The organism is Vampirovibrionales bacterium (assembly GCA_016712355.1).
Lineage (GTDB): Bacteria > Cyanobacteriota > Vampirovibrionia > Vampirovibrionales > Vampirovibrionaceae > JADJRF01.
Genome location: JADJRF010000005.1, coordinates 731,470 through 748,691, shown reverse-complemented (window position 1 = coordinate 748,691; position 17,222 = coordinate 731,470). Strand labels below are relative to the sequence as shown.

The 17,222-nt window shown below is 58.3% G+C and carries 14 protein-coding genes; 8 read left to right on the top strand and 6 right to left on the bottom strand.

Features of this window, described 5'->3' with window-relative positions:
- Window positions 1–56 precede the first annotated feature (56 nt).
- Genes IPK79_04830 through IPK79_04820 form a run of 3 tightly spaced genes read left to right on the top strand, consistent with a single transcriptional unit; the run spans window position 57 to window position 4,155 of the window.
- A complete protein-coding gene (locus IPK79_04830; GenBank protein MBK8189755.1) occupies window positions 57–1,511 on the top strand; it encodes a hypothetical protein in 1,455 nt (484 codons plus the stop codon).
- Window positions 1,493–2,920: a hypothetical protein gene (locus IPK79_04825; GenBank protein MBK8189754.1), complete on the top strand. Its 1,428-nt coding sequence runs from the start codon at window positions 1,493–1,495 to the stop codon at window positions 2,918–2,920. The genes IPK79_04830 and IPK79_04825 overlap by 19 nt, the downstream gene beginning before the upstream one ends.
- A complete protein-coding gene (locus tag IPK79_04820) occupies window positions 2,881–4,155 on the top strand; it encodes a hypothetical protein (GenBank protein MBK8189753.1) in 1,275 nt (424 codons plus the stop codon). Before IPK79_04825 ends, IPK79_04820 begins: the two co-directional genes overlap by 40 nt.
- On the opposite strand, the gene IPK79_04815 is transcribed toward IPK79_04820, so the two are convergent.
- From IPK79_04815 to IPK79_04800, 4 genes are all read right to left on the bottom strand, one after another.
- On the bottom strand, window positions 4,152–4,544 hold the full coding sequence (locus IPK79_04815) for a DUF721 domain-containing protein (GenBank protein MBK8189752.1): 393 nt from the start codon (window positions 4,542–4,544) through the stop codon (window positions 4,152–4,154). The two genes, IPK79_04820 and IPK79_04815, sit on opposite strands and share 4 nt — an antisense overlap.
- Window positions 4,534–5,790: a DNA replication/repair protein RecF gene (recF, locus tag IPK79_04810; GenBank protein MBK8189751.1), complete on the bottom strand. Its 1,257-nt coding sequence runs from the start codon at window positions 5,788–5,790 to the stop codon at window positions 4,534–4,536. The genes IPK79_04815 and recF overlap by 11 nt, the downstream gene beginning before the upstream one ends.
- Window positions 5,791–5,817: 27 nt before the next feature.
- Window positions 5,818–6,954 carry a DNA polymerase III subunit beta gene (gene dnaN, locus IPK79_04805; protein MBK8189750.1) on the bottom strand — a complete coding sequence of 379 codons (1,137 nt, stop codon included), beginning with the start codon at window positions 6,952–6,954 and terminating at the stop codon, window positions 5,818–5,820.
- A 198-nt stretch (window positions 6,955–7,152) separates the two neighbouring features.
- Window positions 7,153–8,157 carry a hypothetical protein gene (locus IPK79_04800; protein ID MBK8189749.1) on the bottom strand — a complete coding sequence of 335 codons (1,005 nt, stop codon included), beginning with the start codon at window positions 8,155–8,157 and terminating at the stop codon, window positions 7,153–7,155.
- Between the two features lie 588 nt (window positions 8,158–8,745).
- On the opposite strand from IPK79_04800, the gene lpxK reads away from it, so the two are divergent.
- The 5 genes from lpxK to IPK79_04775 all read left to right on the top strand — a co-directional run bounded on the left by lpxK (window position 8,746) and on the right by IPK79_04775 (window position 15,059).
- Entirely contained in the window at window positions 8,746–9,792 is a 1,047-nt protein-coding gene (gene lpxK / locus IPK79_04795; protein MBK8189748.1) for a tetraacyldisaccharide 4'-kinase, read from the top strand.
- A 12-nt stretch (window positions 9,793–9,804) separates the two neighbouring features.
- Window positions 9,805–10,818, top strand: a complete 1,014-nt coding sequence (locus tag IPK79_04790) for a glycosyltransferase family 9 protein (protein ID MBK8189747.1) — start codon at window positions 9,805–9,807, stop codon at window positions 10,816–10,818.
- Window positions 10,788–13,295: a Smr/MutS family protein gene (locus IPK79_04785; protein MBK8189746.1), complete on the top strand. Its 2,508-nt coding sequence runs from the start codon at window positions 10,788–10,790 to the stop codon at window positions 13,293–13,295. Before IPK79_04790 ends, IPK79_04785 begins: the two co-directional genes overlap by 31 nt.
- Before the next feature lie 367 nt (window positions 13,296–13,662).
- Complete coding sequence (locus IPK79_04780; GenBank protein ID MBK8189745.1) at window positions 13,663–13,839, top strand: hypothetical protein; 177 nt, start codon at window positions 13,663–13,665, stop codon at window positions 13,837–13,839.
- Window positions 13,840–14,195: 356 nt separating this feature from the next.
- Window positions 14,196–15,059 (top strand): hypothetical protein, encoded by an 864-nt coding sequence (locus IPK79_04775; protein ID MBK8189744.1) that lies wholly within the window; start codon window positions 14,196–14,198, stop codon window positions 15,057–15,059.
- A gap of 82 nt (window positions 15,060–15,141) precedes the next feature.
- On the opposite strand, the gene corA is transcribed toward IPK79_04775, so the two are convergent.
- Together corA and IPK79_04765 are read right to left on the bottom strand one after the other, a co-directional pair.
- Window positions 15,142–16,179 carry a magnesium/cobalt transporter CorA gene (gene corA, locus IPK79_04770; protein ID MBK8189743.1) on the bottom strand — a complete coding sequence of 346 codons (1,038 nt, stop codon included), beginning with the start codon at window positions 16,177–16,179 and terminating at the stop codon, window positions 15,142–15,144.
- A gap of 73 nt (window positions 16,180–16,252) precedes the next feature.
- Window positions 16,253–16,972, bottom strand: coding sequence for a pyridoxine 5'-phosphate synthase (locus IPK79_04765; GenBank protein MBK8189742.1), 720 nt, complete (start codon window positions 16,970–16,972; stop codon window positions 16,253–16,255).
- Window positions 16,973–17,222: the final 250 nt, after the last annotated feature.

The following is a 17,222-nucleotide window of genomic DNA, read 5'->3' as shown; positions in this document are numbered from 1 at the left end:
CCGCGCCCTATAACGAGAAGACGCACCCGTCTAAATCTGCCGATCGACCTGCCGCCATGACCTGCTTTCCCCCTGCGAGCGCCTCCAGAGAAGATGACGACGCCCCGGCGCCCTCGTTTTCTCTGGAGACGCTCATTGAAACGTCTCCACTATTCGCAGGCGCTTTAGAAGACCGCAGCCCCATTCGCCGCCGTCAAAATCACGATTTTATTCGAGAAGCCATGACGCTGAGCGCCGCGCCCGCCGCAAGCCCTGAGCAGGCGCAACGATTTTATCTGGGATCCATCGATTATTTAGTCGGCGGCGAACCCAACGCGCCCGTTTTTTATCCGATTGAAATGAACGGCAGCGCCGTCATTGGCGCCTCCAGCCTGCCGTTTTTTGCGCTGAACGCCATCACAGACGAATTCACCCGTCTGGGCGAGCGCTTATCTCAAAAAAGCGCGCCCTTAATGATGATTCCTTTTTCAAGGGGCGGCAACGCAAAAACGCCTATTAAGGCCCTGCACGAGCGCATACTCTATGCGCAAGCGGTCAAACAGGGATTTCTCAATCAATCGTGCGCCGGGCGCATCGTGACGTCCGCCGAACTGCTTAGCGAAGGCTGGAAATCGCCTGAAACGCCCACAGTGGTATTGGGGTATATTCACGACTTACTGCCGTTGATCGCTGCGCAGCCGGATCGTCTCGATTTAAATCAGCGACGGCTCGACGCCATGACGCATGATCAGTTCTGCGATATTTTATTTCAGCAGGCCCCGGCGTCGTTTCGCAATTGCCTGTCATACGAACCCATTAACCGGATTTTTCAGGCGTCGTCTGATAAGACGTTATTTTTTGATTGGTATAATCAATTTATTTCAGCGCGTCCGTCGCCATTTCTCAGCGGGCCGCTGTGGGCGCGCGCCTGCGATTCAGAAGAGAGCTTAATTCAGTGCATTTCAGAAGCGCTTGAAAGCGGGCGGCGCGTCGTCATTAAACCCCGCGCCAGCGCTTTGGGCAGAGGCATTGAATTTTTTCTGTCGAAAACTTCTCCTCAGGATGTCACTCAAAGAGTACAGGCCTCAATCGCCGCCTGCCAGAATATTTATGGTCCGCAGACCACGTGTTTTCCGTACGGGGTTTTTGAGTTTATTGACGCTGCCGTCATTCAACCGGGATCCGTCGCCGGTCACGCAAGTCCGTTTGAAGGCCATAAATTTGAACTTCGTATTTTTATCTGGCGCAGCGGCCAGACGTTTTACGCAGCGCCCTCCATTGCTAAAATCGCCTCTGCGGCCTATGATGCGCAACGTCCTGATCGCTTCTCCCTGCTCAATAATATCGCCGCCGCCAAAACCAGCGCCGACGAATCGCCGTTGCAATTCGCCTTACCGCTGGCCAATGCGCAGACGCTGGCATTATTAGGCTTACCGCCGCAATCGGTTCTGGATCTCTGTCAATTTTCCACCCGTTTACTGCAATTGATGACGCAAGAGGACCCTATTACATCATGTCGTCTACCCCTTTAATGGATATTTCGTTATCCACGCTCATCGAAGTTTCCCCTTTATTGGGCGGACGCCTGGAAAACCGTGAAGCCGTGAGAAAGCGACAAAATCTTGAATTAATCCATTCAATAATTGACAAAACCAGTATCAAGCTTGAAAGTAAATACGCCAAACGATTCCATTTTGGATCCATGGATTTTTTAATCCAGAAAAAAAATGGAGCTATTTCATTTTCACCTATTGAAATGAATGGCACAGGAATGGCAGGAATTTCTAATAATCCAACATTTGTGATAGAGACTCTCTTGTCAGAAATGAAGAACATCACAAAAAACCTTAATTCTAATGAGCCTGCTTTATTTTTAGCGCCCTTCTCAGGGACTCAGGAACTCAAAACATCCGGCACCACGCAACTTCTTCATGAACGAATTTTATTCGCTCAGGCTTTGAAAGAAGGATTTAAAGAAAAATATGGAGAGGCGCAAATAATACCTCTTCAGAATTTAACCAAAGAAGGGAAATTTACGAACGAAAAACCTACAATTGTATTAGGATTCCTCAAGGATTTTATCCCCTATCTTCGATTCGAAGAAGGCAGTTTAAAATTATTGAATCGCACTGTAAACGGGAGCATTCACGATCAATTTTGTGATATTTTATATCATAAATTTATAAAAAACTGGGATAAAAAATTACCAAATTTTATTAATCATATTTTTCCAATCACTACTGACAAAGCTGCTGCTCTTGATATTTTCAATCAGCTTTTATCTTCGCAATCGTTTCCACACTTGGGAGTGTCCTCTTTCACAGAAAGCTGTAAAGATCGTAATGACTTGATAAAGTCTGTTTTAAAAGCGCGTCAAGAAAATCGTTCTGTCGTGATAAAACCCCATGCGAGTGGTTTAGGAAGAGGGATTGATTTCTTTATTAGCCCTGAATCCGAGCAATCGATTATTCAAAAAATTGATCTATCAATTGAATCTTGCCAACGATATTATGGGGTTGGAGAACATGTATTTCCATACGCCGTATGTGAATTTATTGATTCTCCTGTCATCGATTTTCCCGGTAGTATTTTTCATGGTCATAAATATGAACTCCGATTTTTTGCGTTTCGAGATGGGGATAGAATTCACGCCATTCCTTCTATTGTTAAGATATCGTCTATGCGATACGATTCTGAAAAAATTGATCGTCTGATGTTAATGAACAACGTCGCTATCACCAAAAAAATTACCAATAAAACAGGGCTCGATTATATTCTCCCTTTATCAAACTATGAAACATTAGACTTGTTAGCTCTCTCTTCTGAGCATTTGTATGAAATTTGCGGATTTTTAACGCGTTATATTGATTACGCTCTTCGAAAAATTGAGCCTCTGCCCCCATGGCGATTAACCTCTTCTACCTTCAAAGCGGCGATTTAAAGCGGCTGACCCCGTTTTTTTCGCTTTATACGGCAATGTTCGCCATGTTGGCGCTGGGCGACGCCGTATCGCTGTCCATGTTTGTGCATCGGGTAGGGGCCGCCGCCTTGCCGGGGTATTACGCCGTCACGGCGCTGCTCAATATGGCGCTGATGGCCCTGTATATGACGCTGGCGCGCCGCTTCTCCTCAACACGGCTGTTTCAGGCGATTTTAACGCTGAGTATGGCCTCGTTTCTCGGCGCATGGGGCGCCCTGCACTGGATGACGCATCCGCCCACGTGGTGTTACGGCCTGCTCTTTGTCAGCCGCGAAATCTCTTTCACCATGGCGCTGATGCACTTCGGCTCGTATTTGCAGGATTACTTCACCCGAAGCGAGCTGGATCGCGTCCTGCCAGCCATTTACGCGGGCGGCCGTCTGGGCGGGGCGTTGGGCGGGGCGCTGCTGGGCGCGCTTGCCGGGGTTTTCAGCATGCTGGATTTTGTGCTGGCCTATGCCGCGCTGGCCCTGATTTGCATCGCAGCGCTTGAACTGATGCAGCGCCGTCTGCCGTTGCGCGGCGACGTGATTCAGCGCGATGCGCCCGGCGGCGGTCTTCGCGATTTCTGGCAATTCCTGCGCGGGTCGTCCATGTTGCAATGGATGAGCGCAAGTTCCATCACGTTTATCCTGTGTCGATGGCTGTTGAATTACCAGTACAGCCGGTTTTTTCAGACGCATTTCACCAATGAAAACGACATGGGCGGATTCCTGGGCTGGTATCTGACCCTTTCGCTGATGATTTCGCTAGTCGTCCAGCTTTTTATCGTCAATCGACTGGTGGCGCGCGTTGGCATTAAAGCCTGTACCATCGGCTATGCGGTCATCATGACAGCCGGCATGGCGCTAAATTTAACCCCGCCGACGCTGATCATCGCCGTGATGAATCGCTTTCTGGAAACGGAGCTGCGTACAGGCTTTTACAACCCGCTGCGCATGCTGCTCACCAACCGCTTTGAGGCGTTTCGCCGTCGCCAGGCCCGCGCCTGGACCATGGGCGTCATGACGCCGGTGGGGACGCTGGCGGCCTCCGCCTTACTGGGAATCGGTCTGGCGGGCGCGCCGCTAAGCGCCATCGCCTGGTTGGGAACGATCATGGGCGGCATCAACTGGGCAAGCACCGCCCGATTGACCCGCACGTTTGAATCGCGTACCGGGTCCCGCCATGAGGCGTCTCGCCCGCTTACGCTCTAGCGCGTCATTAACTGAATCCGATCGATCGTCACGCCCGTCTGCGCCGAAAACGCGTTCAAACGCGCGCGAATCGCCTCCAGTTGAAACGACAGGTCCCCCGCCGTCGCCCCGTCTTCGACGCCCACTTGCAAGACCTGCGCCTCTCCCTGACGAATAATTTTCAAAGCCCGGCTGCGATCGCGATAAGGCGGCGGCGTCAGTTCGCGCCACAAGGCCAGCATGGCCAGTTCTGCGGCTTTTCGCTCCAGCCCCAGCGATTCTCCCACCTGAGGCAAGACGTTGGCCAGGGACGTCAACTCCGATGCAGCGCGCCGCGTCTGAATCCGGGGAGATTTCGCCCGCCTGGCGCCCCGTCCCGCCCGCTTCTCGTCGGAAAACTCAGAGGCCACTCACCAGCGCCTCTTCTGACAGCGGGGCCAATGAGACCGGCGCCAAGGCCCGCTCGCAATACGCGCCGCCGCGCGCCTCAAAAGCGGCCGCCGTAGCGTCTGAGGCGCGCATCAAGCGCCCGACCGCCTCTTTTAAGCGCCCTTCCAGATGCGTCGTCGTCAAAAACACCTGAATACCGGGATCGAGTCGGTCGATTAACTCGCTTTGACGCTTGGGATCGAGTTCGGCCATGACATCATCCAGCAGCAGCGCCGGCCAGTCTCCCAGACGCTCAGACAATAGCGCCAGTTCAGAAAGTTTCAGCGCCAGCGCGACCGTGCGTTGCTGTCCCTGACTGCCGTAAGCGCACGCATCGAGCCCATCGAGCGCAAAATCCACGTCATCGCGATGCGGGCCCACCAGACAGGCCGCGCGACGCCACTCTTCCGGCTCGCGCCGCGTGAGCGCCTCGGCAAGAATCTGCGCCCACGCCGTCTCATCCGCCGGATCGGACAAATCCGCGCAGGCGGTTGGCGCATCGGCCAGCGCATGGCAGCGGTATTGCATCGTCAACGTTTCGCGCCCCGCCGACAAGTCGGCGTAGGTCAAGGACGCGCGCGCGCCCAATCGCTTCAAATAGTCGGCGCGCAGGGCATTGACCCGTCCGCCGGTCTGCGCCAATTGGTCGTTCCAGATGGCAAGCTGGGCGCGCGCGTCGCCACTCATGCCGGTTTCAAGCGCGGTTTTCAGCAGGCGGGCCTTTTGCTGACGCACGCGCTGATAGTCGGCCAGATGCGTAAAATGGCGCTTGTCGTACTGGACAATGGCCGCATCCAGCCACTGACGGCGATAGTCCGGCGCGCCGCGCAGCAGCAGCAGGTCGGTATTAAAAAACGAGACTGTCGGCGCATGGCCCAGCAGCGCCGAGCGCGTGCGAACCGGCGAGGCATTCAGCAAGAAGGAGGTTTTAAGGCGAGAGGCGTCATTATTTTCGCTGAGCGAAAGTCGCGCGCCCAGTTCGCAGCCCGCGCCGCCGCGCGTCATCACCGTGGCGCTGAGCATGGCTTCCTGCGAGCCCGCCATCAACAGCTCGCGCTCTTGCCGGGTTCGCGGCGATCGCGTATACGAGAGCAGGTAAATGGCTTCCAGCAGATTGGTCTTGCCTTGTCCATTCTCACCCAGAATCAGGTTCACGCCCGGCGAAAAGCGCAGCGTCTGATCCGTAATATTACGAAAACGTCGAGCCGTCAGCCCATGGAGTTTCATCAATGCGTCCTGCGCCCGCCAGCGGGATTATTTCACCTGAACCGGCATCACCAGACACAGGTAATCATCGCGGTCGCGCGATTTAAACACTGTCGGGGCCAGCGCGCCATTGGTTTCCATCCGCACGTCGTCGGATTCAATCACCTTGAGCGCATCCAGCAAAAACTTGTAGTTGAAGGCGATGATCAGCGGCTCGTCGTTTTCAAACGTCACATTCATCGCGTCGCTGGCGTCGCCCACATCCGGCGTGTTGGCCGCAAGGCTCAAATGATCGCCTTCGAAGGTGAGTTTGACGACATTGGTGCGCTCGTTGGCCATGACGGCGGCGCGCTCCAGCGAGGCGATAAAGGCCTGGCGATTGGCCAGCGCCACGATTTTATTTTCCTGAGGAATCAGTTGGCCGTATTGCGGGTACTGACCGTCGAGCAGGCGCGACAGCACGTACAGATGCGGCGTTCGCAGCGAAATTTGCCCCTGACTGATGGCCAGCCGTACTTTCTCATCGGCCTCCAGCGAGCCGCCCGCCAGCTTGACGAACTCCTGAAGCGCCTTTACCGGAATAATCGCGCTGACGCTGGCGCTCTCGCCCAAGGCGGGCGGCGCGCTCAGCGCTTCAATGGATCGCGCCAGCCGCGAGCCATCGGTGGCGGCCATTTCAAGCGATTGCGCCGTGAGTCGAAAGAAGACGCCGCCCAGCACGTTATTGGACTCATAGCTGGCAGCGGCGAAAGCCGTCTGGTTGATGGCGCGAATCAGCGCGCGGCCATCCACTTCGAGATACTGCTCCTGATCAATGGGTTTCAGCTCGGGGAAATCGGCGGCGGGCAGGGTCCGCAGTTCAAACGAGCTGGATCCGCAGCGAATCCGCGCCGTTTGCGCGCTTTCATCCACCTGAAACGACACGGCGACGCCCGGCGGCAGCTTGGCCATGATATCGGCCAACTTGCGCGCCGACAGCGTGGTTTGTCCGGGCTCGCTGACCTCGGCCTCCACCGTCGTTTCCAGCGCAAAATCGAGGTCCGTCGCCGACAATTTCAGCTGGTTGTCGCCCTGCGACTGAAGCAGCACATGCGCCAGAATCGGCTGAATGGGCCTCGAAGAGGTGGCGCGCTGGGCGGCGGCGATGGCCTGCTGAAAGAGATCCCGCTGTACGGTAAATTTCATAGTGAGCCGACTCCTATAGTCATTCAGATGAAGACTACGGGTATCATAGGTCATGCGACAGCTCTGGGGCAAGGCGTGGGGGCGCTTTGTAACGGCAAGCCCTGAGACCTCCTAAAAACTGTCCAAAAAGCCCCCCTTTCAAAGCAACAGGGCCCCGATGCTGTGCGAGGCCCTGTCCTGTTATTGTTTAAATGGAAATTACCGAACCTTTTTAGCGCGATTATAGGTCGTGGCAGCCGGGACGCCGCCCGCATCCTGAATGGCTTTCCTGGATTCTTCAAGCGACGCAGATTTTGGCCGTTTGTAAAGGGTCGCCTGAAGCTCCTCGCGCGTCACGGTGCTGTCGTCGCCATCGAGCTTGGCGGCGTTTTTAGCGGCGTGCGCATCGACAAATGTGGTCGATTGACTAGACCGCGAAGGCGTCACCCAATCAACGGTTAATTTATTGCCGGCCACTTGCGCGGCCATGCGAAGGGCTTTACGTTCATCGGCGGTGAGCAGTTTATCGCCTTTGGCAGACGCTCTGTCTTCCTGAAGTTCCAGTTGAATTTCTTCGCGGGTCAAACTGCTATGATCATCTAAATACCGTTTCTCAGATAACTTCTCAAGACCGCTTGCCAGCGCGCTTGCCGACACAGACTGGATTTTTTGGTCATCGGGGGTATTTAATTCATTCGCCTTCGCCTCGGCTTGCTCCGCCTCGCCGTAGGTGTAAGGGCCATATTTAGTCGTGTCGATGGTATGCGGATCATTTTCCGGGCCATAGATCTGGTTCGGCGGAACCATGCTCCCCGAATAACCGAGATCGAAATTAGGCGTTTTAGAAGCCGGGGCAGCCGCCTGTTGTGTCGTCGCGCTGGCAGCGCTCGCAGGGGCAGGGGCAGCTTCGCTGGACGCATCATCCGGAAGCTTTGTCGCGTCCTTAATGGCCTGAGTGTTGGCATGAGTGGCTTCTCTGGACGAAAGAGACGCGCCCCAGCCAGCCGGACTATCCGAAGTAGACGGCTCAAACACGGCGTCTAAATTTTTCTTCCAGCCTTGCGACGAAGCTGTCGTCGACTGGGATTGAGGCGCTGCAGAGGCCGATTTTGGCGCAGCGGCTGCGGGCGCAGGATTGGCGGCCGCTTTGTGAGACTTTGCCTCTTTTTTCAGTTTATACGAATGCCAATCGGGGCTATTACCAGTCACTCTCGAATTATTCATGTGTCTCTTCTCTCCATCTTCCGCTCTAAACCGTTGAGGCCTTTCGGCTATGCGGTCGCATCCTCTCTCGGGACAATCACGCTTCCTATCAAACTCTGACGCAACGACCTTCAAAACACCTTGCATAAAAATAAAAACAACCAAAAGAGCACGATTGCCCCCTCTCCCCAACCCATAAGAATTTCTTTAGAATTAGATGCGAAGGGTAGTTAAGCAGATTCTTAGAAGACGGGCGATGATGGGCTTTCATTCCTCTTTCGATTGACCGACAAAGGCGATACATGGAACGATCCCCCGACATAAGCCCCCAACCCTCCCCAGAAGAAAGATCCAAAACCCGTTATTTAAAAGAAGTCATCATCATCTAAGGAGCCAAACCCTGTCGAAAAAGGGCTGAAGTGCCTTCAGAGAGAGCCAAACGGGGTGTTCAAAAGGGGTAGAAAGACGGCGCCAAAGGGGGCGTCTTTTGAACACCCAAGCGTCGCAATCGCAAATTTCCCGCTCTTTCGCCCACTTCCCCGCACGTTATTCTGCCGCTTTTCGACTGGTTTTCGACATAATAGAGGATCAGACCCAAAGAGGATTGCTTTGAAACAGCGAATCGCCCGCTTTCACGATTCCCCCAACGCGCTGTCCGGCGCGCGAGGGCTGGCGCGCGCTGCATCGTGGCCCTACGCCGCCGTCGTCGCCTCGCGAAACTGGCTCTATGACCAGAACTGGCTGGCCGTAACGCAAGCTGCCGCCCATGTTGTCAGCATCGGTAACCTCACCACCGGCGGCACGGGTAAAACCCCGGTGACGCTGGCCCTGGCCGAGCGCTGGCAGGCCATGGGCAAACGCGTCGTGATTCTCACCCGAGGCTACGGCGCGCGCCAGCCGCTGGCGTATGGACGCCCGCAATCGCCCGATCACGGAGACGAAGCGTATTGGCTGCAATGCCTGCTGCCCGACATCCCGGTGATTGTCGGTCGTCATCGCGCCGATAACGCCCGGCGCGCCGTCGAAGACTATCACCCCGATATTCTGCTGCTGGATGACGGCTTTCAGTATCGCCGCCTCGCCCGAGACGTCAATATTGCGCTGATTGACGCCGAGCGCCTGTTCGGCAACGGGGCTCTCCTGCCGGTCGGTCCCTTACGGGAACCTCTGAGCGCGCTGCGCCGCGCCGACGCCCTCTGGCTCACCAAAACCCCGTGCGATGACAGCGAATCGCGCCTGCGCGCCCTGCTGCGCGAGGCGGGCATTCCTGCGCCCCCGATAATTCGAGTTCCCTTCGAGCCGCTGGGCCTGTTTCGCCTCAGCGATGACGCGCCGCTGACCGCAGAAGCGCTGGCGGATGCGCCGACGCGAGCGCTGTGCGGCATTGCGCATCCGGCGTCGTTTGAGCGCACGCTGGCGCAACTGGGCTTGAGGCCGAGGCAAACGCTTTGTTTTGCGGATCATCACGCGTATGATGAAACGGACGTCGCCGCCCTGGCCGCGTCGCGGGTCGAAGGCGAATGGCTGGCGACCACGGAAAAAGACGCCGTGAAGCTCAAGCCCTTGCTGAGCGGGCCGCTGGCCGCGCGAACGGCGGTCGTCCGTCTCCGCGCGATCGTGCCGCCGCTGGATTTTTCTTTGAATCTGCCCCTCTAACGGTTCGCTTGCGTGTCCCCTCCCGATTTTGCTCTTGACGCCCCGCTGCGCATTCTGGTGATGCGCTATCGCTTTATTGGCGACACGATTTTAACCGTTCCCTTCTTGCGCAACTTACGGCGCCAGTGCCCCCAGGCGCGCATCGACGCGTTGCTGGCGCCGGGTTCTGCAGAGGCGCTGTCCGCCTGCCCCTATCTCGATGAACGCCTGCTGTACGACACAAGCCGTCAGCGCGCCTATGAATCCCCCGACAATCGTCCGCCGCAGTCGTTCTGGCATTACGTGCGCCTGTTAAAGTCCCGTCGCTACGATGTCGCCTTTGTCCTGAAACGATCGTTTTCTTCGGCGCTGCTGGCGGCCTTGGCGGGAATTCCGACGCGTATCGGCTTTGACACCGAGGCCCGGCGCTGGCTGCTGACCCGCGCTGTGCCGTACCGACGCGATCGCCATGAGGCGGATTGCTTTCTGGACGCGCTGCAAGCCGCCGGCTTGTCTGTCGATGACGGTCGACTGGAAGCCTTTGTTGAAGACGACGCCCGCCGGGCTATCGCTGCGCGATGGGCGAGCGAGGGCGCAGAAGACGGACCTCATGCGCTGATTCACCTCACTTCTTCCAACGCCCAGAAAGAATGGCCGCTGACGCTCACGCAGGACGTCGCGCGCTGGTTAATCGAGACATGCGGTTATCGCCTGCACGCCTGCGGATCGGCTCTCGACGCCCCGCGTTACGAGCGCCTGCGCGAGGCTTTGGCGCCATCGGCCCGCGCGCGCCTGAGCAACTGGTGTGGACAAACCACGCTGGCGCAGACTCTTGCCCTTATCGAGCGTGTGGAAGGCGTCATCGGCGTGGATTCCGGCGCGCTGCATCTGGGCGCGGCGCTTCAAAAACCGGTGGTGGGTCTCTATACGCCGATGACCCATCTGGAAAAATGGGCGCCGCGCGTCACGCCGCGCGCCCTGGTGACGACGCCGTCTCAAGAGGAGGTTCAGCGCGCATGTCACGCCTGTTTACCCAGCCTGCGCTAGACGTCCTTGCCATGTTGGAGTGGCCTGCCCTCGATGCGCGCCTGCAAGCCGACTGCTGGACGCCCTATGGGCGCGATTCCTGGCGGGAAGTCGCCTTTTTGCCCGATCAGGAGGCGGTCGCTGCGCACCTGCGCGACGTCATGCTGCTGCGACAATGCATTGAGCGCGCAGGCGAAGCCCCCGTTGCCAGCGAAGCGCTCAGCGATATTCGCCCGGCGGTGGCCCGCGCGCTTCCCGGGGCCAGTCTTGGCGCGCGCGAATTGGGCCAGATTTTGCAGACCCTGCGCCTGAGCCGCGCGCTGACGGGCCATTTTCAAAAGGCTTTTCGCAAAGCTTTTCAGGAGGACGCGCGCGAGAAAAATCTCGAAGAAACGTCCTTTTCGCGCCGCCTGCTGTCGATAGAATTTCCGCAACCCCTGCTTGACAGCCTATCTCAGGCCATCGATGCGCAAGGCGACGCGCTCGACAGCGCCAGCCCTGAACTGGCCCGCCTGCGGCACGAAGAACGTCGCCAGCGCGAGCGGATTCACGAGCGCTTGCAGCGCTTTCTCAGCGATCCGAACACGGCCGGCGCGCTGCAAGAGCGCCTGATCACCGAGCGAGACGGTCGCGCGGCGCTGTTGGTCCAGGCCTCCTTCAAGTCGGCGCTTCCCGGCGTGATTCACGGGGCGTCGGCCAGCGGGGCGACGCTGTACATCGAGCCTCATGCCGTGGTCGAACTTAATAACGCCCTGCGCGAGATACAAGAAGGCATTCTCGAAGAAATCGCGCGCATCTACCGCGCGCTCACTGCGCAAATCGCAGAAGCGCGCGCGGCGCTCGATGACTGGCTGGACCTGTTGGGCGAGCTCGATCGCCGTCTGGCCGCCGCCCGTCTGGCGCGGGCGTTGCAGGCCGAGGCCCCGCATCTGATCAGCGATGGCCCGCCGATGATTCTTCTCAAACGCGCGCGTCACCCGTTATTGTTGCTGCAAGCCCCGGATCCCGCGCTGATTATCGCAAATGACGCGTCGTTGGGACAGGACGGCGAGCGCACGCTGGTGATTACCGGGCCTAATACCGGCGGTAAAACCGTTTTTCTCAAACTGCTGGGTCTGCTCTCGCTGATGTTGCGGGCCGGACTGCCTATTCCGGCGGGGGCAGACTCTCAGATGTCGCTGCTCGACCCGATTCTGGCTGATATTGGCGATCAACAAAGCCTGTCGCAGAATCTCTCGACGTTTTCTGCGCATGTGGGCTATCTGTCGCGCTTTCTGGAGACGGCCGCCGCCCGGCCCAATGGCTTGTGCGGCGCTCTGGCGCTCATCGACGAGATTGTCGCCGGAACTGATCCCGCTGAAGGCGCGGCGTTGGCCCGCGCCATTCTCGAAGCCCTGCATCAGGCCGGGGCGCTGACGGCGGTGACGACCCATCTGGGCGAACTCAAGGTCGAAGCCCGGGAACGAGACGGGTATGTCAACGCCAGCGTGGAATTTGACGCCGAGCGTCTGCGCCCGACCTATCGCCTGCTGATGGGCGCGCCCGGCGCCAGCAACGCCATCGCCATCGCTGAGCGTCTGGGCTTGAGCGCGGCTGTTATCGCCCAGGCCCGCGCCTTTCTCAGCGCCCCGCAACGCGACGCCGCCGCCTTGATTGAATCCCTCGCCCTTAAAAACCGTCAGGCCGATGAGGCTCTGTCTATCGCCATCGTGGCGCGCGAAGATGCCCAAGCGGCCTTCACCCAGGCCGATGCCTTACGCCGTCAAGCGCGCGACGAGAAGCGCCAGACCCTGCAAACCTATAAAACCGGCCTGCAGCACCGACTACGCGCACTGGAAGCCGAACTCAAAGATGTCCAGCGCCAGTTGCGCGCCGACCCCGACGCGGCCGCCCGGGCGCTCAAACAGGCGGATGCGGCGGCGCGCGATCTTTTCGATGAGGCGCGCGAGGCCTTGGATCAGGAATCCGCTGATGCGCCGCTGCCTGCGTTTTCGACAGGCGATCGCGTAAAAAGCCTGCAATGGGGCCTGGAAGGCGAAATTCTCTCATTTAAACCCGATGGTTCTGCGATTCTTCAGGCGGGACAACTGACGATCACAGCCCCGCTCAGCGATTTAACGCCGCTTCATGCTGCGACGCCGCGCCCGCGCAAGAAATCCCCTTCGCGCCTTGCCAGAAAATCTGCGCCGCCGGAATCTCAAAGCCCCTCAAAATCCTCTCCCGAAGCCCCGCAAGCGGACACGCCTGCGGCGACCCTGTCGCTCCACGTGCTGGGGCTTCGCGTGGAAGCGGCTCTGGAGGCCGTGATCGCGTTTCTCGACGAGGCCATGCTCAGCGGCGAAGGCGCCGTGCGGATTATTCACGGCCACGGCAGCGGAGCCCTTAAGAAGGCGATTCGCGCCTATCTGCGGCAATCGCCCTATGTCGCGCGCTATGCCCCCGGCGCGCCAGCCGAGGGGGGGGACGGCCAAACCGTCGTGATTCTGGCAAATCGCTAGCGCTTGGCGCGGGTCTGCGGGTATTGTAAACGCGCCTTTGCGTGACTTGGCCCTGGAGGCGCGCTATGATACACTGACAAGGCCTGATTGAGGTTCTCTGCGTCTGTTTCTGTTTCTGGTCCTTTTTTGAGTGAAGGCTTTTCTGCTTGATAATTCATGAGGGGGCGCGTCTGGGATCATCCGGCGCAAACCCGCTAGCGACGCAGACAAATGAGTCGTTAAAAAAATATACTTTCGAGGCAATTTTCTTCAGAACCGGGTTTTTATATAAATATAGATAGTATATTCTTCTCCCGTTTTTCCCGCTCTATCAGAGTCGTCGAGCGATTGAAGCCAGAGCGGCCCCCTAGCGAAGGATTGGCATCCGATGCGTTCAAGCGTGGTGGAATTTATCATTGATGAGCGGCTGGAACCGGCGCGTATGACTGAAAACGCGTTGCTCTGGTCGACCGGCATGCGCCGCGAGCCCTTGAACACCGCGCGCACGGTCTTTAAGAATTACGTGTTGTCGTGCGAGGTCTTCCACGTCGACAGTCAGATCTAGGGAGAGGAACCCTTCACGCCACAGGGCGCTTCAAGGTGAGGAAGCGCCCTGTTTGGCGTTGAAGCGTCCTCAGCGGCGCCCGTGCAGAGAGCTGACAGTGCGCGTCCGGCTTTCTTCTATATAAGAAGTGGGTGAGAATTATTGGCCGGGATTGTTGAGATCGTCTCGCAAAGCGCCTTCAGCGCCCGATGAGCCCTTTGCGCAACGTGAGAGGCGTCTCGAAAACGACAATTGTAATATATCTTTAAATTGCCCCCAAAGCACTAGCCATGGGGAGGGAAATAAGATATAATTTTTATATATGTATGGGGTTTACGCTTTGTTTGTTTGACATGTAAAAGAGGCTAATCGCGATCATGTGGGCCAACGCGCCTTCTTATCGTTATGCGCCATTTTTTATGGCGCTGCTGGGGAATCTGGGGCTGTTCAGCACCCTGATGGACGCGCTGTACGCCGATTCCGAGCAGAAAGTCCGCGCGTGGGCGAGTTATTTTAACCGGTTCTGGTTTCCGGTGCTGATGGAGCGCGTCATGCGTCGAAAAACGCCTCCAGAGACGGTTTCAGGCGCTCATTCAGCCGACGGGCCTGACTTGAACCCGGTTGAGAGTGCGCTGGCGCTGGTTGATCATTTGATCGCAATGCTGCAAGCCCCTGTTGAAGCGCGATCGCGGGCGTCTCAGCATCTCCAGTCTTCTGCCGACGCGCCGGATGCGTTTGATGCGCCTGCGCTGGACTATCGCCCGCGCCGCCGGGCGTTTCAAGACGTTGGCGATGGCCTGCTTTGTGCGTCATGGGGTGAACCTACGCCCAACCCGCGCGCCGAGCGCGGAAAATCCCCGCATTTCCCGCGCCAGCGGCTGCTAGAGCTGTTGCAGCGCCAGCGGATTCTCTTGAGCAATCCGGCCTGGGGCAGGCCCAACTACACGGGCTGGTGGCAAGACCCGGCGATTGCCCCCGAGCGCCTCGACGATATCGCCCGGGCGCTACAGCCGCGCCCGACGCCGACGCTGCTGAGCGCGCTGACGCGCGCGGCCGGCCCCCCGCCGCCTGATACGCCCTCCCCCGATTTAGCGCCGGCAGAAAATCCGGGCATCCGCCGTTTATCCGGCGTCAGCGATCGCGATCGCCGTCTGCTGAGCCAGTTAAAGCGCGAAGTGAATCCGTCAGAGTCGCGCCCAGAGCCCAGACGCTTTGGCGACGACGCCCGCCATCCGCCGTAACGCCGGGTCTTTGGCTCTATTCTCTGGCTAAGGGACGCGCCGCGCCCCTATTGGCGTTGGTTTTCACGCGCCAGCGGGCAGGCTAAAACCAGCGTTTGGCGCGAAACCAGATCAGCATGCCCGCCGTCATGGCGATCATCACCAGCCAGACGGCCGGGTAACCGAAACGCCAGTAGAGTTCCGGCATGTAGTGGAAATTCATCCCATAGACGCCCGCAATGAAGCTCAGGGGCATGAAAATCGTCGCAATAATGGTCATCACCTTAATCTGCTGATTAATCCGGAAATTAATCTGAGACAGGTAGATATCCAGCATCCCGGCGATCATTTCGCGGTAAGTGTCGATGGTTTCAGCAACATAGGTCAAGTGATCCTGCAAGTCGCGCAAATACACGCGCGTTTGCTCGCTGATCAAGGCAGAGTCCCCGCGTTGCAAGGATCCTACGACTTCGCGCAAGGGCCAGACGGCGCGCCGAAGCGTCATCATCTCGGCCTTCACGCCCTGAATCCGCTTCATAAGCGCCGGATCCGGCTGTTCGCGCGTCAGTCCGTCGCTTAACGCGTCCAGTTCTTCGCCAAAGGCTTCCAGCACCTGAAAATACTGGTCCACGACAATATCCATCAGCCGGTAGGCCAGATAATCCACGCCCTGCTTTCGGGTAAAGCTCTGCTCATCGCGCAGGCGCTCCTGCAGCGACTCGAACAGCTCATCGTCGCGCCGCTCCAAAAAAGTCGTCAGAACGGGGTCGCCCAGGACCATGGCCAGTTGCTCGGAAACCGCTTCCAGCCCTGGCCCGCGTCCCGATTCCGGGCGATGTGTCCGCAGCGTGCGCAGCGTAATCAAGACCCCATGGTCATACACATCGACCTTGGGCCGCTGATCCGGGTGGTGAATATCTTCCAGCGCCAGCGGATGGATTTCCAGCGCGTGGCCCAAGGCGTTTAAGGCGTTAACGTCCTCCAGCCCCTTCACCCGAATCCAGCCGACGCGATGCGCGCGCGCCCGGGCCAGCGCTTGGCCCGGCAGACAGTCCGGCGTCTCGTCAATATGCGCGGCGTCGTAAGACGTGACCGAGATCCGGGCGCGTTTATCCGGCAGCGTATCGGTAAAGGGGGTCAAGACAGCGCCCGGGGCCCGCCCAGACTTTTCGCGTCGGCGTCGCAGGTTGCGCAGTTGGCGCTTGAGGCCCATTTCAGCTAACCAGCGCTTTCATCCGGCGCACGGCTTGGGCCAGCCCACAAAAGATGGCCTCCGAGACGATGCTGTGACCGATGTTCAGCTCATGCAGACCCGGCATCGCCAGAATCGGCTGGACATTCTCATAATGCAGCCCATGCCCCGCATTTACCTGAATTCCCATGGCCACCGCCCGTTCGGCGGCAGTCCGCAAGCGTTGCAGCTCGCGCTGGCAGCTGTCGGCGTCCTGATCGAAGGCTTCCGCGTAGCGCCCGGTGTGAAATTCCACGATGCGGGCGCCCGCCGCCGCGCTAGCCTGCAACTGGGCGTCGGAAGGCTCGATAAACAGGCTCACGGCGATACCCGCGTCATGAAGGCGCGCCAGCGTTGATTTCAGCGGCACAGCCATCGCCATGACATCGAGACCGCCCTCGGTGGTGAGTTCCTGGCGACGTTCGGGCACCAACGTGACCATATAAGGCGCAATTCGCAAGGCGATGGCGGTCATCTCCTCGGTCACGGCCATTTCCATATTCAGGCGCGTGGCCAGCGCTTCTTTCAGGCGGGCCATATCGCGATCGCCGATATGCCGGCGATCCTCGCGCAGATGCGCCGTGATTCCGTCCGCCCCGTTGGCTTCCGCGATTAAGGCCGCGCGAATCGGGTCCGGGTACGCCACGCCGCGCGCATTGCGCACAGTTGCGACGTGATCGATATTGACCCCTAATAACGCCATACAACACCTCGCAAGCCGCAATCACAAGACGCTCGCCCGGGGCCGCGCAGGCCGCTTTCAGGCCGTCTTGCGTCTGGGGAGAGAGCCATCGGGTCCAGACGCTTGGCCCAGAGACGTCTCCCAGAATTCCATAGCATAGATCAAGCCCGCTGCGCCTTTCAAATGCCAGCCCCATGGCTTAATGTTTATTTACAGTCACTTGGGCGCGCGTCAAAAGGCCGACCGGGGCGGCTTTGCCATGTTGCGGGTC